Origin of the sequence: Shouchella miscanthi (assembly GCF_007725405.1) — a bacterium.
Lineage (GTDB): Bacteria > Bacillota > Bacilli > Bacillales > Bacillaceae_D > Shouchella > Shouchella hunanensis.
On sequence record NZ_CP042163.1, the window covers coordinates 2,020,811 to 2,040,725 of the forward strand.

The 19,915-nt window shown below is 40.8% G+C and carries 17 protein-coding genes and 1 riboswitch; of the genes, 13 read left to right on the plus strand and 4 right to left on the minus strand.

What is annotated here, in order from left to right:
- Positions 1-349 precede the first annotated feature (349 nt).
- Together FPV17_RS10235 and thiC are read left to right on the plus strand one after the other, a co-directional pair.
- Positions 350-778: a thioredoxin family protein gene (locus tag FPV17_RS10235; protein WP_144558921.1), complete on the plus strand. Its 429-nt coding sequence runs from the start codon at positions 350-352 to the stop codon at positions 776-778.
- A 185-nt stretch (positions 779-963) separates the two neighbouring features.
- Positions 964-1,078, plus strand: a riboswitch (TPP riboswitch).
- A gap of 120 nt (positions 1,079-1,198) precedes the next feature.
- A complete protein-coding gene (gene thiC / locus FPV17_RS10240) occupies positions 1,199-2,971 on the plus strand; it encodes a phosphomethylpyrimidine synthase ThiC (RefSeq protein ID WP_144558922.1) in 1,773 nt (590 codons plus the stop codon).
- A gap of 243 nt (positions 2,972-3,214) precedes the next feature.
- Here thiC and FPV17_RS10245 read toward each other — a convergent pair whose 3' ends face one another.
- Entirely contained in the window at positions 3,215-4,234 is a 1,020-nt protein-coding gene (locus FPV17_RS10245) for an exosporium glycoprotein BclB-related protein (protein ID WP_281284339.1), read from the minus strand.
- A gap of 340 nt (positions 4,235-4,574) precedes the next feature.
- Between FPV17_RS10245 and FPV17_RS10250 the strand changes: the two genes are divergently transcribed.
- The 3 genes from FPV17_RS10250 to FPV17_RS10260 all read left to right on the plus strand — a co-directional run bounded on the left by FPV17_RS10250 (position 4,575) and on the right by FPV17_RS10260 (position 6,816).
- Positions 4,575-4,802 (plus strand): hypothetical protein, encoded by a 228-nt coding sequence (locus FPV17_RS10250; RefSeq protein WP_035398821.1) that lies wholly within the window; start codon positions 4,575-4,577, stop codon positions 4,800-4,802.
- 32 nt (positions 4,803-4,834) lie between these two features.
- Positions 4,835-5,245 carry a DUF4181 domain-containing protein gene (locus FPV17_RS10255; RefSeq protein ID WP_144558924.1) on the plus strand — a complete coding sequence of 137 codons (411 nt, stop codon included), beginning with the start codon at positions 4,835-4,837 and terminating at the stop codon, positions 5,243-5,245.
- A gap of 65 nt (positions 5,246-5,310) precedes the next feature.
- Positions 5,311-6,816: a hypothetical protein gene (locus tag FPV17_RS10260; protein ID WP_144558925.1), complete on the plus strand. Its 1,506-nt coding sequence runs from the start codon at positions 5,311-5,313 to the stop codon at positions 6,814-6,816.
- Between the two features lie 56 nt (positions 6,817-6,872).
- Here the strand turns inward: FPV17_RS10260 and FPV17_RS22525 are convergent, their stop codons facing one another.
- Both FPV17_RS22525 and FPV17_RS10270 read right to left on the minus strand, forming a co-directional pair.
- Positions 6,873-7,025, minus strand: a complete 153-nt coding sequence (locus FPV17_RS22525; RefSeq protein ID WP_081762446.1) for a zinc-binding dehydrogenase — start codon at positions 7,023-7,025, stop codon at positions 6,873-6,875.
- A gap of 242 nt (positions 7,026-7,267) precedes the next feature.
- Complete coding sequence (locus tag FPV17_RS10270) at positions 7,268-7,936, minus strand: TetR/AcrR family transcriptional regulator (RefSeq protein WP_144558926.1); 669 nt, start codon at positions 7,934-7,936, stop codon at positions 7,268-7,270.
- 190 nt (positions 7,937-8,126) lie between these two features.
- Between FPV17_RS10270 and FPV17_RS10275 the strand changes: the two genes are divergently transcribed.
- The 6 genes from FPV17_RS10275 (at position 8,127) to FPV17_RS10300 (ending at position 17,226) form a co-directional block, all read left to right on the plus strand.
- Positions 8,127-9,632: a BCCT family transporter gene (locus tag FPV17_RS10275; RefSeq protein WP_144558927.1), complete on the plus strand. Its 1,506-nt coding sequence runs from the start codon at positions 8,127-8,129 to the stop codon at positions 9,630-9,632.
- Positions 9,633-9,634: 2 nt separating this feature from the next.
- On the plus strand, positions 9,635-11,689 hold the full coding sequence (locus FPV17_RS10280) for a CocE/NonD family hydrolase (protein WP_144558928.1): 2,055 nt from the start codon (positions 9,635-9,637) through the stop codon (positions 11,687-11,689).
- A gap of 246 nt (positions 11,690-11,935) precedes the next feature.
- Positions 11,936-13,183, plus strand: coding sequence for a Zn-dependent hydrolase (locus tag FPV17_RS10285; protein ID WP_060705737.1), 1,248 nt, complete (start codon positions 11,936-11,938; stop codon positions 13,181-13,183).
- Between the two features lie 197 nt (positions 13,184-13,380).
- A complete protein-coding gene (locus tag FPV17_RS10290; protein ID WP_144558929.1) occupies positions 13,381-14,406 on the plus strand; it encodes an extracellular solute-binding protein in 1,026 nt (341 codons plus the stop codon).
- Between the two features lie 71 nt (positions 14,407-14,477).
- A complete protein-coding gene (locus FPV17_RS10295) occupies positions 14,478-15,572 on the plus strand; it encodes an ABC transporter ATP-binding protein (protein WP_035398345.1) in 1,095 nt (364 codons plus the stop codon).
- A gap of 1 nt (position 15,573) precedes the next feature.
- Positions 15,574-17,226: an ABC transporter permease gene (locus FPV17_RS10300; protein WP_210244253.1), complete on the plus strand. Its 1,653-nt coding sequence runs from the start codon at positions 15,574-15,576 to the stop codon at positions 17,224-17,226.
- 39 nt (positions 17,227-17,265) lie between these two features.
- Here FPV17_RS10300 and FPV17_RS10305 read toward each other — a convergent pair whose 3' ends face one another.
- Complete coding sequence (locus FPV17_RS10305; protein WP_186370779.1) at positions 17,266-18,237, minus strand: LacI family DNA-binding transcriptional regulator; 972 nt, start codon at positions 18,235-18,237, stop codon at positions 17,266-17,268.
- A 144-nt stretch (positions 18,238-18,381) separates the two neighbouring features.
- On the opposite strand from FPV17_RS10305, the gene FPV17_RS10310 reads away from it, so the two are divergent.
- The gene (locus tag FPV17_RS10310) at positions 18,382-19,383 is read left to right on the plus strand and encodes a TRAP transporter substrate-binding protein (RefSeq protein ID WP_144558931.1); all 1,002 of its coding nucleotides are present in this window, start codon (positions 18,382-18,384) and stop codon (positions 19,381-19,383) included.
- The gene (locus FPV17_RS10315) at positions 19,380-19,898 is read left to right on the plus strand and encodes a TRAP transporter small permease (RefSeq protein WP_035398343.1); all 519 of its coding nucleotides are present in this window, start codon (positions 19,380-19,382) and stop codon (positions 19,896-19,898) included. Before FPV17_RS10310 ends, FPV17_RS10315 begins: the two co-directional genes overlap by 4 nt.
- Positions 19,899-19,915 lie beyond the last annotated feature (17 nt).

Here is a 19,915-nt window from a genome sequence, read left to right on the forward strand (position 1 = left end):
CCCTGTTTTTGTTGTACGTATCTAGTTGAATAGGGATGACACGCATCACCATCCTAAAAAAAGAAAGAAATTAGCGTTTCATTCCCATTATGACGGGGGAGGAGTTTAACGAAGTGTTCACTTCCGCTTTTATTATAATTTTTAGTAAACAATGGTAAACCAATATATGAGAAGATTCGATCTTATCATTAATAACGGTCATTTTTATAACTCATGATTTAGATTTGGCAACTTCGTGCGATAAAATCTATTCGCTAAACGAGGAAGGAATGAACGTAATAACTTCTCAATCAGAAGGAAATTTGTCTCAAACGATTATGAATTCTCTTGAAAAGGGAAGGTGATTAAAGTGAAAAAAATAACGGTCATTTTGGCTGCAATCTTAACAATGGTATTTATTGGTTTCGTCTCTGTAAGTAATTTAGTAGCAACTGAAGCATCGTTATACAAAACAGTAACCTCAGATCTGCTAAAAGAAAAGCAAGAGAATCAAGATAGCTTTATAGCGTATTTCTATCAGAAAAACTGCGCACCATGCCAACAAGTAAGACCAATTATTAATGATTATATTGAGGAAACACAAAATGAAGTATTAGCAGTTGATATAAATGAGGATGAAAATAAAAATCTCTTAATAGAGGGTTTTGATATTGATAGTACGCCAATAGTCATTTTTGTTGATTCAGGAAAAGAGCAAGAAAGGTTTTCGTCTGTTTTTGGTGAGGAAGAGTTTAAAGAGAGAGCAAGTAAAGTTTATTCCAAAGACGGGGTTAACTAAAGACTAATTCAAGATTTAGTAATCTTTGAACCTGAAATTATTTAAGAAGGAATGAGAGTCAATAGGATGTTAGGAAGTAGTTGAAATGCTATTGGTTATGAAAAAGACCAGTTATTGTAAAAGGTTTGCGGATAATTGATTGACATTTCCTTTTATTGCAACTAAAATAATAACTGAATTCAATAATTACTAACTAGGGGAGTCCAATGAGTTGGGCTGAGAGGGAAGCGCGATGAAGCTTCTTGACTCTTTGGACCTGATCTGGATCATGCCAGCGTAGGGAAGTTAACGGTTATGCACTTTACGCGTACCGTCTTCTATTTATGTATGTGATGCTAGGTTCAAAATGAGAACCTAGCTTTTTGGCGTGGACGAAGGTTCGATCTTTGAATTCCATTTTTGGGAAAAGGAGAGAACAACATGACGACATCCGAATTAAATGAGAAACGTGTAAGCATTATGTCAAATTTTGAAGGGAGTAAAAAAGTATACGTGCAAGGCTCACGACCAGATTTACGTGTTCCTATGAGGGAAATCACACTGGAACCTTCGATAGTAGACGGAAAAGAAGAGACCAATGAAGCACTGCGCGTTTATGATACGAGTGGGCCTTATACGGATAAGACTTATAAAGCAAACTTAAAAATGGGCTTACCTCGAATCCGAGAAGAATGGATTAATGAAAGAGGCGACACGGAGCTCTATATGGGGAGAGCGGTTCAACCGAGGGACAACGGATTTCGAAATAGAGATGCAATGGAGAAGATAGCGCCAAAAAGTGGACGAATGACACTGAAGGCGAAACCAGGTCATTTTGTGACACAGCTTCACTATGCGAGAAATGGACTCATTACGCCTGAAATGGAGTTCGTGGCAATAAGAGAGGGAGTAGAGCCTGAATTTGTACGAGATGAGATAGCGAGAGGGCGTGCCATCATTCCTGCGAATATTAATCATCCTGAATTAGAGCCGATGATTATTGGTCGGAATTTCCATGTGAAAATCAATGCGAATATCGGTAATTCGGCAGTATCATCATCGATCGAAGCGGAAGTCGAAAAAATGACTTGGGCCACTCGCTGGGGAGCCGACACGATTATGGATCTTTCAACTGGTAAACATATTCACACCACTCGAGAATGGATCATTCGTAACTCTGCTGTTCCTGTGGGTACTGTCCCTATTTACCAAGCGCTTGAAAAAGTAAATGGCGTTGCACAAGATCTTACGTGGGCCATTTTTCGAGATACGCTTATTGAGCAGGCAGAACAAGGTGTTGATTATGTAACCATTCATGCAGGTGTCTTACTGCGTTACATTCCGTTAACAGTAACGCGAATGACGGGAATTGTTTCACGTGGAGGTTCCATTATGGCGCAGTGGTGTTTGCACCATCACAAAGAGAGTTTTTTATACACCCATTTTGATGAGATTTGCGATATTCTAAAAGCTTACGACATAAGTCTCTCACTGGGTGATGGCTTACGTCCTGGTTCCATTGCCGATGCCAATGACGAGGCTCAATTCGCTGAGCTTGAAACGTTAGGGGAATTGACAAAACGGGCATGGAAATACGACGTACAGGTAATGGTGGAAGGGCCTGGTCATGTACCAATGCATTTGATTAAGGAAAATATGGACAAGCAGCTTGCTCTTTGTGATGAAGCTCCTTTTTATACCCTGGGTCCTTTAACAACAGATATTGCGCCTGGATATGATCACATTACGTCTGCAATTGGAGCAGCGCTAATTGGGTGGTACGGAACGGCAATGCTTTGCTATGTTACGCCAAAAGAGCATTTAGGGCTGCCAAATCGTGAGGATGTCCGCGAAGGAGTTATCACTTATAAGATTGCTGCCCATGCTGCTGATTTAGCAAAAGGTCATCTAGGTGCCCAGAAACGAGATGATGCCCTATCAAAAGCGCGCTTTGAATTTAGATGGCGTGACCAATTTCACCTTTCTCTCGATCCAGAGCGAGCAGTGGATTATCATGATGAAACGTTGCCAGCAGAAAGCGCAAAATCAGCCCATTTCTGCTCCATGTGTGGGCCAAAATTTTGTAGCATGAGAATTTCTCACGACATTCGTAAACATGCTACTGATGGAGACCTACGATCGAAAGCAGAGATCGATGAGGGTTTAAAAGCAAAGGCGAAAGAATTTAAACAGGCTGGAGGAAAGCTTTATTAATAAAGTAAAGGAGGAGTCTCTTAAGAAGAAAGTGTGCAGCTTGGACCGAGAGATGGAGCAGATACGACGGCGAATGATTGATTTGCAGAATCAAAAATATCTTTTGCAATCGGAATGCGAACATCAATTTTCTGGGAACACTCATTTCATTCGTTGCTACATATGCGGGAAAGTAGAAGTGCTTTATTATTAACTGGCTAAATAAAGAAAGCGGTCCGCATGAGCGAACCGCTTTCTTCGTCGTTACGTGATAGATAAACCTGCGCTTGTGTTACCTGTTAAAACCGTAATAAAGGTAATATCTGGTGATGCGATTTGTAAGACGAGTAATAGTAAGTCTCCAGCAAGTACAGGTTCAGCTAAGCCGGTTACTGTTCCAGTGAACGTATCACCAATTGTGATTAGCCCAGCCACAGCAGGTGTTAATGTGACTGTAGCAGTTGTTGGCAAGAATGGTGTTGATCCAAGTATAGCACCAGTTGCTTTGTAAACGGTTGCTGTTATGGCACCTGTTCCAATTGGTAAGGTTACACCTACTGTTGAGGTAAAGGACACAGATAACGAATCAATTGTGCCAGCTCGCGGTGCTCTGAAAGAGAACTCCCCTACATCTGCAACGGTAAAAGCGCCAAGTGTTACACCGGTAGAACTGCTTCCAAAGCCAACCAAGTTAACCGTCCCAACTAATCCACCAGCAATTGTTGATATAACAGATGGTACAATCCCTGATGCGAATGGTATGACGGCAGTAGAACCAGCGGCCCCAGTTGCTCCAGTAGAACCCGTTGGCCCAGTAATACCGATTCCAGTAGCGCCAGTCGGTCCAGTAGGTCCAGTAGCCCCAGTACCACCAGTGGCCCCAGTAGGTCCAGTAACGCCAATTCCAGTCGGTCCAGTGACACCAATTCCAGTAGCGCCAGTCGGTCCAGTAGCCCCAGTAGCCCCAGTTGCACCAGTCACTCCAGTAACACCCGGGTCACCAGTAGGTCCAGTAGCGCCAGTCACTCCAGTAACACCCGGGTCACCAGTAGGTCCAGTCGGTCCAGTCGGTCCAGTAACGCCAATTCCAGTAGCGCCAGTCGGTCCAGTGGCTCCAGTACCACCAGTGACCCCAGTTGGCCCGGTAGTACCAGATCCGCCACCACCAGGTCCAGTTGGCCCAGTCGGTCCGGTTGGTCCAGTGACACCATTTACTTGGGGTCTGTTAAATTTTTGTATATTTGAACAAGAACATTGAAAACGATGGCAGTGATTGCATGACATTTTCAATCCACCTCCTTCTTTGAAATAACCTCCACGCATAAATGGCTTATTAAATTTTCTTGAAATAAAAATGGAGGTGTATTATCCTATGAAACGAAAAAGAGTTTTGCCTGTGCTTTTTAAGTGTTTTATCATTCGGATTTAAAGTGTAAATATTTCATAAAAGTAAGCTGTAGGAACGAGTAGTCTCTTCATTTTATGAATTTAGTAGGACGGGTGAATGCTTTCCATTATAATGGAGACATTTGGTTTCATTAGTAAAACGATGAAACATACTAGCGCTTAGTACGTAAGTAAATGTTATGGTAATAGAAAATATAAAAGGAAAGAGTTGAACGTGATGTTGTGGATAATGGCACAAGACAAAGAGAGAATCAGTCATGTTATTGAGGTTTCGATTTCTGGAAAGAAAATTATGGGTGTTGGTAGTGCTGGATTAAATGAGTGGGGTAATTTGTTAGGGAAATACGATTCTAAAGAACGGGCGATGGAAGTGCTTGAGGACATTCATCGTACAATCGCGAATAGTAGCCAATTCGCTATAACGTATACAATGCCAACAGATTAAGAGCGCTCTAAAATGAAAGGAGGGCTAGTTTGATGAATACAGAGTCTGTTTTCGGAATCGAATTTCTTTTTATTAGTCTAGCTGTAGTTGTGCTGTTACTGTGGTTCTTTCAAATTGTCATGAGAAGGTGGTTTCAAGTGGAAAAGAAACCATTTTTCTCATATAACCATGTGAACCGAAAGCATGCAAAATGGGATTATGGTATTCGAATCTCTTTTATGGTCGTACTAATTGTTAATTTGGTACTGACTCTCAGCATGCAAAACTGGTTAATTGAACCTTGGTATCTACTTATTATTTTTTTAATTCTGTTAGCGTCGGTACGGGCTATTTTTGAAAAAAAGTATGCAGAGAATAAAAACGAATACAAATTAACATTGAGCCAACTTCTTTTTTCCGTTTTTCTAATAGGAATATTTATTTTTATTATGATAAATTTTTAGAATAATCGTTCGCCTTCTCTTTCTAGATTGTGAAGTTCGTATATGAAAAGAGAGGGGAAGTAAAAATGATTCATTTAACAAGTGCGCTTCAAATTGAACAGCAGATCATTGATATTGGAGACGGAGGGGAATACGAGACCATTACCGCAGCGATTGAAGAACTCCTTACAAGTGGGGCAACGCACAATAATTCAAGTATTACACTCAATCTTTTAAAAGGTTTTGTGCTAAAGGAACAAATTCACGTTGAAAATATGAATCTTGATTGGATTACAATTATTAGTGAAGATTCCGTTGTGCCGATTCAAGCATCAGCCATTTCAAAAACGTTAATTGAATCGAGGAGACCTGCTTTTTTTGGACGTAATCAAGCTACGCTGCCAACGATAGGCGTTTTATTTGAATATGATATGCAGACTGTTCGGTGTGATGGCATTACGGTAGCTTTTGGATCGAAAGTGCAATTACTTCCTGGTGCTGGTGTGAACTATGCTGATCGAGGGCTTGGTGCTTATTATCATTCTGAAGCTTTTTGCTATATGGAAGGCTTAACAGAAGGAGGAGGGGGAATAGGAGCTGGCGATGTAACGGGTGTATCCTTTCGTTATTGTTCCAATCGTGCTTTTATGGCGTCCTTTGGATCGAAAATAAATTGTGCCAGGTCTATTCTTGATTACTGTAGCGGCGACAATGCTGTTTATGCTATTTGGGGGTCTTTTTGCGATATTTATCAATCAAATGTGAGTCATGCTACAAATACAGCTGTCCATAGCAGAGATGGCTCGAAAGTAAATGCTCGTGAAACAAATGTATCCCACTCTAATAGAGGGTTTCATGCGCTTCACAATGGCACTATTAATGCACGCTATTCTGCTACGAAGTGGGCAGGAGATGGAGCAAAGAACTGTAGAGGCTATGGTGTCATGGCAACATACAATTCACAAATCGATGCTGCTGATTTACCAGTAGATGGCTCACATAGAGGATTCCATGCTTCTACTGGATCAACCATTAACGCTAGTACATCATCTGCCAAAAATTGTACAATCGGCTACCATGCTACAGGGGCGAGCACGATTAATGCTCAAGAAAGTGATGCGAGTGGAGCAAGCTGGGAAGGCTTTTTTGCGGAAAAAGGAAGTATAATAAATGCTGATCGATCCGCTGCGAATGATTGTCGAGAAGGTTTTAGTGCCCGATTTAATTCAACGATTAACGCAGATACATCTAGTGCCCAGCGAGCGAGAAATCATGGATTCCTTGCTAACGAAACGTCTACCATTCAAGCAAGAAACAGTGTCGCCAGTCAAGCGATGATAAATGGGTTTCTTGCAACAAGATCTTCAACGATTAACGCTCGTGGTTCGAATGCCCGTTTATGCAGTGGGAATGGGTTTAGGGCAGAGGAAGGGTCGAGTCTAAATGCTAATTCAGGAGATGCTTCAGGTAGTGGCGAAGAAGGTTTAGATGTTTTTAGAGGATCTTTTATTTCGGCTCAAAACTCTATCGGCAGTCTTAGATCGCCAGAACGATTAAATCAGCTTACGCGAGAAGGGGCCATCTTTCGTTAATGTATAGACTTAGTTAAAGAAAGCACCGACACATTGTTGGTGCTTTCTTTATGTAACTACCTATTCTGCGCCTTGACTGTTGTTGCTTTTAGCATTTTTTTAGAAAAGTCTTCTTCTTTATAATGAATGAGAACATTGGCACCTAATGAACGGCATAATACGAACTTTTCCTGAGAGCCAGCAGTAACAATAACAGATGCGCCTCGCAACCTTTTTTCTAGCTAAATGGCGACGGTACGACAACACGCGCACTGACGCGATTGATGACCGTCTCTTGGTGTTTGAATTTACATGAAAAAATAAAGTTTGATAAGCGGTGAGAAAGACTTTTGTACTAGTAGCAGCTTGTTGAAAGGAAAGGGTCTTAGGAATTTGTTTGATGGCATAACCACCTCCGTTAACAAGCCCATGATAGAGTCGCCTTCCTTATATTTACTTTCTTCAAGCGTCATTACTTAATCGTTTCAAAAAGGTGAGCGTGATAAACAATATTTCGAATAGAAACCATTGTTTCTCGTTTCGCCTCTTTTGATGTTAAGGACGTTTGGTGATTTAAAATACTTGTAAGCATGCCTTGCCAAATAAGTGTGGTCATCGTGCTGATCGTTTTCACTTTTGAGTGTGAAATCTCTCCTTTATCGGCAGCTGCCTTTAATAGAGATTCACCTCTAATGGCAACGTTTCTTTCATATAAAGCAGGCTTTAAGGTGTCGGGAAACTCGACAATATCAGCTTCGTACAGGTCATAATACTGTTTAAACAGATCTTCAGGCTCTTTGCTAATATTCATCAAAAAGATGGTGTGAAAGAGTCTGGGATCTTGATAAGAGAATTCACAAAAGCATTCCCAACCGTTTAGATATTGTTCAATGATCGACTTATTTTCTTCTATTGTATTAATAAAAGCTGATGTATAGGGCTTTAAAAATCGCATGGATGCAAAAAAGGTTAAGTGGCTTAACTCAGAAAAATAATTATAAATCGTCGCGCTATTGTAACCTGCTTTATCGGCAATTTTTCGAATTGTAATGTGATCGTAACCCTCTTCTTCAATAATAGCAGCAGTTGCTTCAATAAAATATTGCCACATCCGTCGCCGCTTTACGTCTTTTTTATTCACATCAAAAACTCCTTATTAAAATGACCTATCTTTTATTTTAAGCGATATCGCTCTTATTTGTCAGTTGACCAAGTTTCGACAAAAATATATAATCATGATTATTAAGTAATCGTGATTATTTTATAATCATGTTTATTATTTTGCAAGAACGTTTCTCTATGAGTCAAAATTTTATTAAGAGGGTGTTCAAATGAATCGAGCTAAGATTGATCCTTTAATTTTTTGGTCATCTATTGTTGTCATTCTTATTGCTTCATTGCTTCTTGTGTTAAATCAAGATGTAGCAGAGCCTTTTTTAAACGATGTGATGAATGGCATAACCACTCGAATGGATTGGGTATTTCAGTTCGTTACGTTTGGGTTGTTTATTGTATTAGGTTGGCTAGCGTTTGGGCCATACGGACGTGTCCGTTTAGGAGAAGGAAAGCCAGAATTTTCAACCTTTAGTTGGGGCGCAATGCTTTTCTGTGCTGGAATGGGAACAAGTATTATGTTTTGGTCTATTCTAGAACCGCTCTATTATTACACTGGTCCTCCTTTTGGTCTTTCACCTGAAAGTACAGATGCAGCTGATTGGGCAGTTACATATGGGCTGTTTCATTGGGGGCTATCCGCCTGGGCGCTTTACGCTCTTCCTACTGTAGCGATTGCGTATTCTTTTTATGTCTCTAAACGACCATCACTTAAAATTAGCACAGCACTTGAAGGCGTGCTCGGGAAACATGCGCATGGTTTGCTTGGTAAAATAATAGATATTCTTGTAATTTGGAGTCTTGTAGGAGGACTAGGAACGTCACTAGGCTTAGGAGTTCCGATGGTCTCAGCTGTAATTGGTGATTTAATTGGAGTGGAGCAATCTCTTGGGCTAAGTATTATCATTATTCTATTTTGGACAATCATTTTCAGTGCGAGTGCGTATTCAGGTCTTTATAAAGGTATTCGTAAATTAAGCGATATCAATGTGTATTTAGCTTTAGCTCTTGCCGCTTTTGTGTTAATTACTGGACCAACCTTATTTATTTTATCCAACTTCACAAATAGTCTTGGATTAATGCTACAAAACTTTGTATACATGAGCTTTTACACTGATCCAAATGCAAACAGCGGCTTCCCGCAAACATGGACCGTGTTTTACTGGGCGTGGTTTGCTGCGACTGCTCCATTTATTGGCTTGTTTGTAGCTCGTATTTCACGAGGGCGCTCCATTCGTCAATTGGTCTTATCTATATTATTATGGGGAACCGTTGGAAGCTGGCTCTATTTTGCTGTATTCGGTGGTTATGCCATTCATCTTGAAACAAATCAACTTCTTTCGCTTACGGACATTTTAGCAAACGAAGGAGAACAAGCGGTTATCGTTGAAATGCTTCGCTCTCTACCAATCAGTACGATTGTCATGACTTTTTTTGTTGTTTTGGCATTTATCTTTTTAGCAACGTCTCTTGATTCGGCAAGCTATGTGTTAGCATCCATCGCAACAAAAGAGTTAAAAGACGAACAAGAACCGGCTAGATGGCATCGTGTCATTTGGGGCGTTATTCTTTCTTTACTTGCCATTTCATTAATTAGTGTTGGTGCGCTACGGGTTGTGCAAACATCCGCAGTCATTGTAGCGGTTCCTGTTGTTGTGTTATATGGCTTATTTACGGTTTCACTTGTTCGCTCATTAAAAAAAGATTTTCCTAAAGGAGGCTAACGATGGTTTTTAATGTTCGAGATTCAAAGCTTCATATTAAAGAAGATTACCCTTATGACATTGAGGTAATGGAACACAGTTGGATACCCATGTCTGATGGAACCAAGCTAGCAGCAAAAATATGGCTTCCGAAAGGAGCTCAAAACCAACCGGTTCCTGCAGTGCTTGAATATTTACCTTATCGAAAAAATGACTTTACTGCTTTACGTGATTCCATTCGGCACCCATACTTTGCCGGTCATGGGTATGCAAGCATTCGTGTTGACATCCGTGGAACCGGTGATTCAGACGGGATTTTGCATGATGAATATTTGCCACAGGAACAAGAGGATGCGCTTGAGATTTTAGCGTGGCTAGAAGATCAACCGTGGTGTACTGGTGATGTAGGCATGATTGGTAAATCATGGGGTGGATTTAATGGCTTACAAGTGGCTAAACATCAGCCAAAACAGTTAAAAGCTGTTATTACGCTATGCTCGACGGATGATCGTTACGCGGATGATGTGCACTATATGGGAGGGAATATTTTAGCGTCAGACATGCTGTGGTGGTCGTCAACAATGTTTGCTTATAACGCAAGGCCGCAAGATCCCGTTGTAGTCGGTGAATCATGGTACAAAAATTGGCTTGAGCGGTTAGAAAAAACACCCCCATATGTAGAGAAGTGGCTAACCCATCAACACCGAGATGACTATTGGAAACAAGGGTCTGTCAATGAAGATTATGAAGCAATGACTGTTCCAGTATTTGCTGTCGGTGGCTGGGCTGACGGTTATACGAATGCGATCTTTAGAATGCTAGAACATTTCTCGGGTCCGAAAAAAGGGTTAATTGGGCCGTGGGTACATGAATATCCTGAAGTGGCAATTCCAGGTCCAGCAGTTGGTTTTTTACAAGAATGTGTACGCTGGTGGGATCACTGGTTAAAAGGGATAAATACAGGCATAATGGATGAACCAATGCTAACCGCTTGGCAACAAGAAAGCATCAAGCCTGCCGTTCATTATGAAGAACGTCCAGGTAAGTGGATTTTTGAGGACTCTTGGAAAGATGCAGAAAGACAGCAGCAAACCTTTTCATTAACAAGCGCTGGCAAGCTGACGCTTGAAAGAGCAGAGGATGCGACTATTTCTTTAGCAAGTGTTCAACAGCATGGCTTATACAGTGGCGTTTGGTGTCCATTCGGGCAAGAAGGGGATATGCCGTCAGATCAGCGAATGGAAAAAGGTTTAAGTACAACGTTTACGACAGAACCACTTGACGACGCGCTTCATTTACTTGGTCTGCCGAAAGTGACTATTCAGTTCAAAAGTAATAAAGCGGATGCGCTCATTGCCGCAAGACTATGTGATGTTGCCCCTGATGGCGCAGAGACCATGATTAGCTTTGGCATGTTAAATTTGAACCATTTACATGGTCATGCGTTTCCAGAAGCGCTTGAGCTAGGACAAGAATACACGGCAACCATTCAGCTCAATGCAGTCGGTATTCGTATTCCGAAAGGTCATCGCTTGCAGCTTGCTTTATCGCCAACGTACTGGCCCCATGCATGGCCATCGAAAGAAGAAGCAACTATTGAAATTGTGACTGGCACAAGTACGGTGCTCCAATTGCCGGTTCGCGATGATGGCGCACATGCACAAGATGGGGAATGGCCGTTTGAAAAGCCAGAAGCTGCTCCAGTGATGGGAAGAGAAATTTTAAGAAAAGAATCTAGATACCGTCACATCAACTATGATCTTCTAAGCGAACGTTGGGTGCTAGACGACTTCTCGGATGAAGGCAAACGGAAGCTACCTGCAAATGGACTAGAATATGGTAGTACGAATCGTAACGTTTACACGATACGTGAAGGCGATCCGCTTTCTGCAGAAGCCCACTGTACATGGGAACTCACCCTTGGACGAGGTGATTGGCAAACAGAAGTTCATACAGACAGTAAAATGACCGCTGACAAAACCAATTTCTATTTAGAAAACACTTTAAAAGCATACTTGCGCGATGAGTTAGTCTTCGAGAAAACGTGGGAAAAGATGATTCCGCGTGATTTTCAATAATAGTGTGCATAACCCTTCCTAGATTGCAGGAGGGGTTAATTTACCCATTCATTTATAAAATAGAAAGAAAAGAGTGCGTTGCGTTTAAAAGCACGAAAACGAAACACTTTTATCTGTCTTTTCAATTAACTTTTTACTTTTGACTGAATCCTATGCTAGGATAAACGTAGCTTCTCTCGTAGAGGCTTTTTCTTTTTTAGTCAATGAAATGGCTACCATAGAAACTAACTAAAATGAGGGACAACGATGAATCAAGCTATCGATCATTTAGAAACAATCAATCGATTTACATCAACAGCTAATGAAAAAGAGGGGATTACACGACTAGCTTATAGCCTAGAGGAAAAAGAGGCGAAGCAATGGTTAATGGATTCTTGTGAGCAATTAGGTTTAACAGTACGAGAAGATGAAGCTGGAAACATGATTGCGAGACGAGAAGGAAAAGACGCAAATCTTCCGGCAGTAGCGTTTGGCTCTCATCTTGATACAGTCTATCAAGCAGGACAATACGATGGTGCATTAGGTGTCATCGCTGGATTAGATGTATTAAGACAATTAAATGAAGAAGGAATTAACACCGATCATCCTCTTGAATTAATCGCGTTCACATGTGAAGAATCAGCGCGATTTGGTGTGTCTACTGTAGGAAGTAAAGCGATGGCTCAACAAGTCGATAGAGTAGCATGTCAATCCCTCGTGGATAAAGATGGAACGACCTTTACAGATGCGCTAGCAAGTGTCGATTTATCGGTGGATGACATAGAGCGTGCAGAAAGGCAGCCAGATGAATTAAAAGCATTTGTCGAACTACATATTGAGCAAGCAAAGCAACTCGAAAGACAAGAGAAAACGATAGGAGTCGTAACGGGTATTGCTGCGCCTCATCGACTTTTTCTTGTTGTGAAAGGAGAAACCTCTCATTCTGGCACGACGGCTATGGAAGACCGTCATGATGCTTTACTCGCCGCTGCGGAGTTGAGTTTAGAATTAGAACATCAATCGATTATGGAAAAAGATTGGAATACGTTTGCTACGGTAGGTACACTTCACGTGGTTAATGGTGCCATGAATACTGTACCTGGAAGAGTCGAGTTGAAAATCGATATTCGCAGTCAATATGTTCATTCACGAAATCGTATCATCACAAAGTTAAAACAAAAAATAAGCGATGTCCAAAAACAAAGAGGTGTGGTCATTGATATTGAACATGAAGAAAAAACACAACCTGTACAAATGAATGCGCGCATTCGTAGCCTAATTACGACGATTTGTAAAGAAAAGAATATACCACATATGGCGTTACCTAGTGGAGCTGGTCATGATTCAATGAATATGGCAAGGCGTTGGCCAACGGCAATGGTTTTTGTTCCTTCGGTAGATGGGGTGAGTCATCATCCGTCTGAATATACAAAAGAAGAGGATTGTTTAGTTGGAATAGAAGTGCTAAAAGAGACGGTTATACAACTTGCAAATAAAGATGTTTTACTAAGTTAGTGGAATTTTTTTATATAGAAACGATTTCTTTAACTGCACGTAATAGAGGAACCGCAAATCTTAAATGGATTTGTGGTTTTTTAGCATTGTGCCACTAAGTCACGCTTATAAATAATGGATATATTTTAGTGATTTTAGGATTTCAGCTTTGCTGTTCTTGCGATAGGATAGAGCTAGAAACAAGAGGAGGGGTTATTGTGAAAGCGCTTAAATTAATTGGTTTTTCTCTATGCGCCGTAGTGGCTTTAACGGCTTGTGGTGAATCAAGCTCAGGCTCAGGTGAAGGGGAACTCGTTATTTATACAACAAGAAGTGAAAACTTAAATGAAGCGGTTATTCCGAAATTTGAAGAAGAAACGGGCATTAAGGTACAAACCATTTCAGCAGGAACAGGAGAGGTGGTTACTCGAGTAGAGTCAGAGCGTAATAATCCACAAGGGGATATATTATGGGCAGCTGATGTCACCATGCTTCATGACAAAACGGATTTATTTGAGGAGTATGTATCTCCTGAAGATGAGTTTATGATGGAAGGATTCAAAAATACAACAGGCTTTTTCTCGCCAGCTTTTTCAGATCCAACTGTCTTTATTGTGAACACGGACTTAGTTGGTGATGTTGAAATTGACAGTTTCCAAGACTTATTAAACCCAGCATTGAAGGGGCGGATTGCGTTTGGCGATCCTGTTAATTCAAGCTCTGCTTTCCAATCGTTAGTAGCGATGCTTTATGCGGCAGGTGATGGCGATCCCTTAGCTGATGAGGCTTGGACATTTGTAGAAGCGTTTCTTGAAAATCTAGATGGAAAAGTCCAAGGAAGTTCAGGACAAGTGCATAGAGGGGTAGCAGACGGAGAATATACAGTGGGACTAACATGGGAAGATCCAGTTATTCATTATATTCAAAGTGGTGCACCTGTTGAAGTTGTTTTCCCAACTGAAGGTGTAGTGTATCCAGGTCAATCTGTTCAAATCATAAAGGGAACCGATAATTTAGAAGGTGCGAAGAAGTTCATTGACTATGTCTTATCTGAAGAAGTGCAAAGTCGTACAGGCATGGAGCTAACGGTTCGTCCTTTACGTGAAGGTGTTGAAGTTGCCGATTACATGACGCCTCAAGATGAAATTCATCTATTTGAAGAATACGATGAAGATTATATTATCGAGCATACAGATGAAATCACGGCACGCTATGTAGATGTGCTTGAACAATCAATGAATTAAGAAATAGGATATGCAGGGTACGGTTAGGCTCTGCATATCTCTTTTTAATAGATATAAAGGGGGAACCATTCATGAGTGTTGCCATTCATATAGAAAACGTTGTCAAAAAATATGAGAATCAAACTGTGATTGATGGACTGTCATTAGAAATAAAAAAAGGAGAACTGTTTACTCTTCTTGGCCCTTCTGGTTGTGGAAAAACGACATTACTACGCATGATTATCGGCTTTAACTCCATTGAAGGAGGCGCAATAAAGCTAGATGATGAGGTCATTAATAACATCCCAGTGAACAAGAGAAAGATGGGAATGGTTTTTCAAAATTACGCTATTTTCCCACATATGACTGTTGCGGAAAACATTGCATTCGGGTTGAAAGCACAACATCAAGATAAATCATCTATGAAAAGCCGAATTGAAGAAATGATGAAAGTTGTTCGAATTGAAGAGCATCAGGCTAAAAAACCGGATAAGCTTTCTGGTGGACAACAGCAACGAGTTGCGCTTGCCCGCGCTTTAGTTATTAATCCGAAGGTATTGTTAATGGATGAGCCTTTATCGAACCTGGATGCAAAATTAAGAGTGGAGATGCGAAATGCGATTAAAGACATTCAGCAAGAAGTCGGCATAACAACGGTTTATGTAACCCACGATCAAGAAGAGGCGTTAGCGATTTCTGATCGTATTGCGGTAATGAATAAAGGTGTTATTCAACAAATCGATAAGCCGGAAACGATTTATTTACGCCCGCGTACCCTTTTCGTTGCTCAATTTATAGGCACGTCAAACGTCATCAAAGCAACTGTTGAAAAGGTCGGGGATGATAGCTACCTTGTATTCAATGAACAGTATAAAGAGAAGCTTACTACGTTAAGTGATGCTGCAAAAAATGGGCAGGAGGTATTGGTTTCCGTTCGCCCTCAAGAATTTGTTGTAACGTCTGATGTGAATACAATCGCTGGAACAGTCAATAAAACGATGTTCTTAGGAATTAACACACATTATTTTGTTACATTAACGACAGGAGAAACGGTAGAAGTTGTACAAAATATTGAAGATCATGCCATTATTCCAGAAGGAACAACGGTACAAGTAAAGGTGAAACCAGCACTTATTAACGTGTTTGATTCTTCAACAGAAGAGACGCTAATAAAGGCAGGTGGCTGAAGTGCTTCGTAAATATGCAAATGGATGGAATCTGATTACGCTTTTTATTCTGTTATTTTTCGCGTTGTTCATCTTATTTCCAGTCGTCCTTGTGTTAAATAAAAGTGTGTACAATGCAGAAACCGGATTTACGTTGCAACATTTTGCCCATTTCTTTGATCGTAAATTTTATTGGGTTACGTTGTGGAATAGTATTAAAGTGACCATTGTTGCAACATTACTTGCTGTTTTAATTGGGCTGCCACTTGCTTATATCCTAAGAAGAGTGAAAATCTTTGGCAGTAAAGCGATCCAAATTTTAATTATTGTTTCGTACATCTCTCCGCCATTTATTGGTGCCTATGCATGGATTCAGTTGCTTGGACGTGGTGGGGTTATTACAAAGTTTGTAAACGATACGTTTGGTTTGAATTATGATGGCATTTATGGGTTTGCAGGAATTGTCCTTGTGCTAACGTTACAGTCCTTCCCGTTAATTTTTATTTACATTTCAGGTGCGTTGAAAAATGTTGATAATTCGTTAATTGAAGCCGCGGAAAGCCTTGGATATTCTGGGTTTCAGCGGATGTTAAAAATTGTTGTACCACTCATTACACCAACCCTTTTAGCCAGTGCGCTTCTTGTTTTTATGCGCGTTATTGCTGACTTTGGTACACCTATGCTGATTGGTGAAGGCTACCGAACCATACCCGTGTTAATTTACACGCAGTTTATGAGTGAAGTTGGTGGAGATGCTGGCTTCGCAGCAGCCATTGCAACCATTTTTATTATCGTAACAATCGCTTTGTTCCTTGTACAGCGCATTATTTCGAGACAATATTCGTATTCAATGTCGGCACTAAAGCCGATGGAGGTTAAAAAATCATTTGGGATAAAGAACGTGTTAAGCCATAGCGTTGTGTATGTGATTGCACTTTTATCGATCTTGCCACAGCTTGTTGTTATCTATACGTCCTTTTTAGAAACAACTGGTGGTCAAGTCTACACAGGGCGTTTTTCACTTCAAAATTACGAAACCATTTTGTTTAATCGTGATTTATCAATGATTTTAAATACGTATAAGCTAGGGTTTTTTGCGATAATTATAATCGTCATTATCGGGATCTTTATTTCTTACCTAACGGTCCGGAAGCGTAACCGCATTACGTCTACACTTGATACCATTTCGATGCTTCCATTTGTTATTCCAGGTTCGGTGCTTGGTATTGCGCTCGTTTTTGCTTTTAATGATGCACCCTTTTTCTGGACTGGAACAGCATTTATCATGGTGTTGGCCTTTGTTATTCGTCGAATGCCGTATACGATTCGCTCAAGTACCGCCATTATTAGTCAAATTAGTCCGAGTATGGAAGAAGCTGCGATTAGCCTCGGCGCATCAGAGAAGCGTACATTCTTTAAAGTGGTCGTTCCAATGATGATGCCTGGCGTATTAGCGGGGGCAATTATGAGTTGGATTACAATATTAGGCGAATTAAGTGCATCCATCATTCTATACTCTAGTAATACCCAAACCCTCGCCGTGTCCATTTATTCTGAAGTGATCAGAGGGAACTTTGGAAATGCGTCTGCTTACTCAGCGATATTAACGATCACATCCATTCTATCTCTATTACTATTTTTTAAATTAACAGGAAAGAAAGAGATGAATTTATGATAGAAGCCCAACCGGTTTATCCGGCTGGGCTTTTGTTTTTTATTGCTTGGATATATGCGATGATGCGCGCACAACAAGCTCCGGAACAAGCTCTCGAACAAGTCCTTCTTCTCCTGCGATTAACCGCAATAGTTCTTGAACAAGGGATTTTGCAAGTTTTTCAACCGGTACACCGACTGCTGTAAGAGGGACGTCTGCTTCAGCTTGTTGAGGAATATTGTCATAAGAGACTAGGGCAACATCCTCTGGAATAGTTAAACCGGCCTGACGAATTGCTCGAACCGTACCGACTGCAATGTCGTAGCTTGAACAAATAAGTGATTCGGGTAACGGACTTTTAGCAAGGAGAGCAGATAGAGCGGTAAAGCCATCTATACTGTTAAGTCCTTTTGTATCAATTAAAATAGGCTTCAGACCGCGTTTTTTTAGTGCGTCTAGATAGCCAGTTTGTTTAGCTAGCTGGCGTCGACCAATACCGTCAACCATCCCAACATAACCGATTGAAGAGTAGCCGGATTCAACAAGTGTTGAAACAGCTAATTCCATCGCATATTCGTGCTGTACACCTACGGTTGGAAACTGGTTAATACCTGGCACACCATAAGACAGAAGGGGCATATCAAGCTGAGCAGGTAATTGATTTTGAGGGATATCTTCTTCAAATAGAAGAATGGCATCACTACGCATTCGCGAAAAAAGAGCGATCGCTTCGGTTGGATCACTAATGGATAATAAAATATTCTTTCCTTCATCAGCCATCATTTTGTTAACGTGTCGAGCAAGCTCTGTTAAAGCAACACGGTTTATTTCTGGCCAAACGAGCCCAACTGTATTCGTTCGCTTCGTAACGAGATGTTTAGCAGCAAAATTTGGTGTGTAGCCAAGCTGCTTTGCCTTGTTTAAAATCGTTGTTTTCGTCTCGGGTTTAACGAGCGGGCTATCGTTTAGCGCTTTGGACACCGTAGAATAGCTAACATTGGCTGCTCGAGCGATGTCTTTTATCGTAACCATGGTCCATTTAACTCCTTTATGTAACCTCATTTCTTATTATTTTACGTAGTTTTTACGAAAATAACAACGTTTTCATTGATTTTGGACACGCTTTCATTTATATTAAAAATAACAACGTTGTTATTATCGGAGGAGGAACGAATTATGCGTCGTTTATCGATTGGATTTGTAAGCGCATTAACATGCTTTTTGGCTGCCTGTTCAACACCGACAGCATTATCAAGTGATGTTACCGTTATGCGCTTACCTCACAATATGAATGAAAGTCATCCAATCCATCAATCTTTGGTCCATTTCGCTGAACTAGCAGAAGAAAAGAGTAACGGGACGCTACGGTTTGATATTTTTCCAAATGGCCAATTAGGCTCTGAAAGAGAAGCAATTGAGTTAACTCAAACTGGTGCCGTAGATGCAACGAAGGTGAGTGCAACGGCGCTAGAAAGCTTTTCGCCATTCTATGCATTATTTAGTATTCCTTACTTATTTGTGGATCAAGATCATTATTATGAGGTGATGGAAAGCTCTATTGCTACTGATATCTATGATTCCACTTCTGACAGCGGTTTTTTTGGACTGACCTATTATGACGCAGGAACACGCAATATGTACACTATTAATCAACCGGTACGAGAACCAGAAGACTTAGCAGGTTTGAAAATTCGGGTACAGCCAAGCGAAACCGCCATACAAATGACACGTCTTATGGGTGGGGCTCCTACGCCAATGGCTTTCGGTGAAGTATATACTGCCTTACAACAAGGTGTAATTGATGGAACTGAAAACAATGAAACCGCTTTAATATCAAATAATCACGGTGAAGTTGCAAAGGATTATTCGTATACAGAGCATGCGATTGTGCCTGATTTACTCATTTTTAGCAAATTACGTTGGGACAGCTTCTCCGAAGAAGAACGTGCCATTATTAAAGAAGCTGCCGATGAGTCCAGCCAGTTTCATAAAGAGCTATGGGCAGAAGAAATTGAGTGCTCTGTTGAAGCTGCAAAAGAATTGGGCGTAACGTTCCATGAAGACGTGAATAAAGAAGCCTTTCGGGACCTTGTAGAACCGATGCATGAAGCCGTTCGCTCAAACGAAGAAATGGCAGAGTACTACGAACGTATCCGAGCTATGGAGAGGGGGGAGTGATTGTAGTGATTGAAAGGATAAACAAAACGATCGGGAAAATTATCATGTTTGTTTCAACAAGTATGTTCGGTGTAATGGTTTTAGTTGCCGTATGGCAAGTGGTAAGCCGTTACGTTCTAAATGCGCCAAGCACGTTTTCTGAAGAGTTTCTGCGCTACTCCTTAATCTGGGTGACAATGATCGGTGGTGCATATGCTTTTCACCTAAAAAAACATATTGCCATTGAAATGGTCGTCAACCGTCTAAATACTCGATTGCAAAAAGCCGTTCGCTTCTTAGCGCAACTATTTTTGCTAGCGTTTGCCTTAGTCGTCATGGTGTATGGAGGCATCCAACTCGTGTCTTTAACGATGACACAGCAAACCGTTTCCTTAGGTATTCCAATGGGGTACATTTATTTATCGCTGCCCATTTCAGGTGTGCTCATTACATGGTTTTGTTTAACGGAACTGTTTACTAGAAAGAACGGAGCGCCGCACGAACAAACCGAAACCATTCAGTTGAAAAACGATTAACTAGAGAAGGAGATTCA

Excerpts from the sequence above, each read along its gene's own strand:
- thiC (WP_144558922.1), top strand. The coding sequence starts at position 1,199 with ATGACGACATCCGAATTAAATGAGAAACGTGTAAGCATTATGTCAAAT.
- FPV17_RS10245 (WP_281284339.1), bottom strand. The coding sequence starts at position 4,234 with ATGTCATGCAATCACTGCCATCGTTTTCAATGTTCTTGTTCAAATATA.
- FPV17_RS10250 (WP_035398821.1), top strand. The coding sequence starts at position 4,575 with ATGTTGTGGATAATGGCACAAGACAAAGAGAGAATCAGTCATGTTATT.
- FPV17_RS10255 (WP_144558924.1), top strand. The coding sequence starts at position 4,835 with ATGAATACAGAGTCTGTTTTCGGAATCGAATTTCTTTTTATTAGTCTA.
- FPV17_RS10260 (WP_144558925.1), top strand. The coding sequence starts at position 5,311 with ATGATTCATTTAACAAGTGCGCTTCAAATTGAACAGCAGATCATTGAT.
- FPV17_RS10275 (WP_144558927.1), top strand. The coding sequence starts at position 8,127 with ATGAATCGAGCTAAGATTGATCCTTTAATTTTTTGGTCATCTATTGTT.
- FPV17_RS10280 (WP_144558928.1), top strand. The coding sequence starts at position 9,635 with ATGGTTTTTAATGTTCGAGATTCAAAGCTTCATATTAAAGAAGATTAC.
- FPV17_RS10285 (WP_060705737.1), top strand. The coding sequence starts at position 11,936 with ATGAATCAAGCTATCGATCATTTAGAAACAATCAATCGATTTACATCA.
- FPV17_RS10295 (WP_035398345.1), top strand. The coding sequence starts at position 14,478 with ATGAGTGTTGCCATTCATATAGAAAACGTTGTCAAAAAATATGAGAAT.
- FPV17_RS10305 (WP_186370779.1), bottom strand. The coding sequence starts at position 18,237 with ATGGTTACGATAAAAGACATCGCTCGAGCAGCCAATGTTAGCTATTCT.
- FPV17_RS10310 (WP_144558931.1), top strand. The coding sequence starts at position 18,382 with ATGCGTCGTTTATCGATTGGATTTGTAAGCGCATTAACATGCTTTTTG.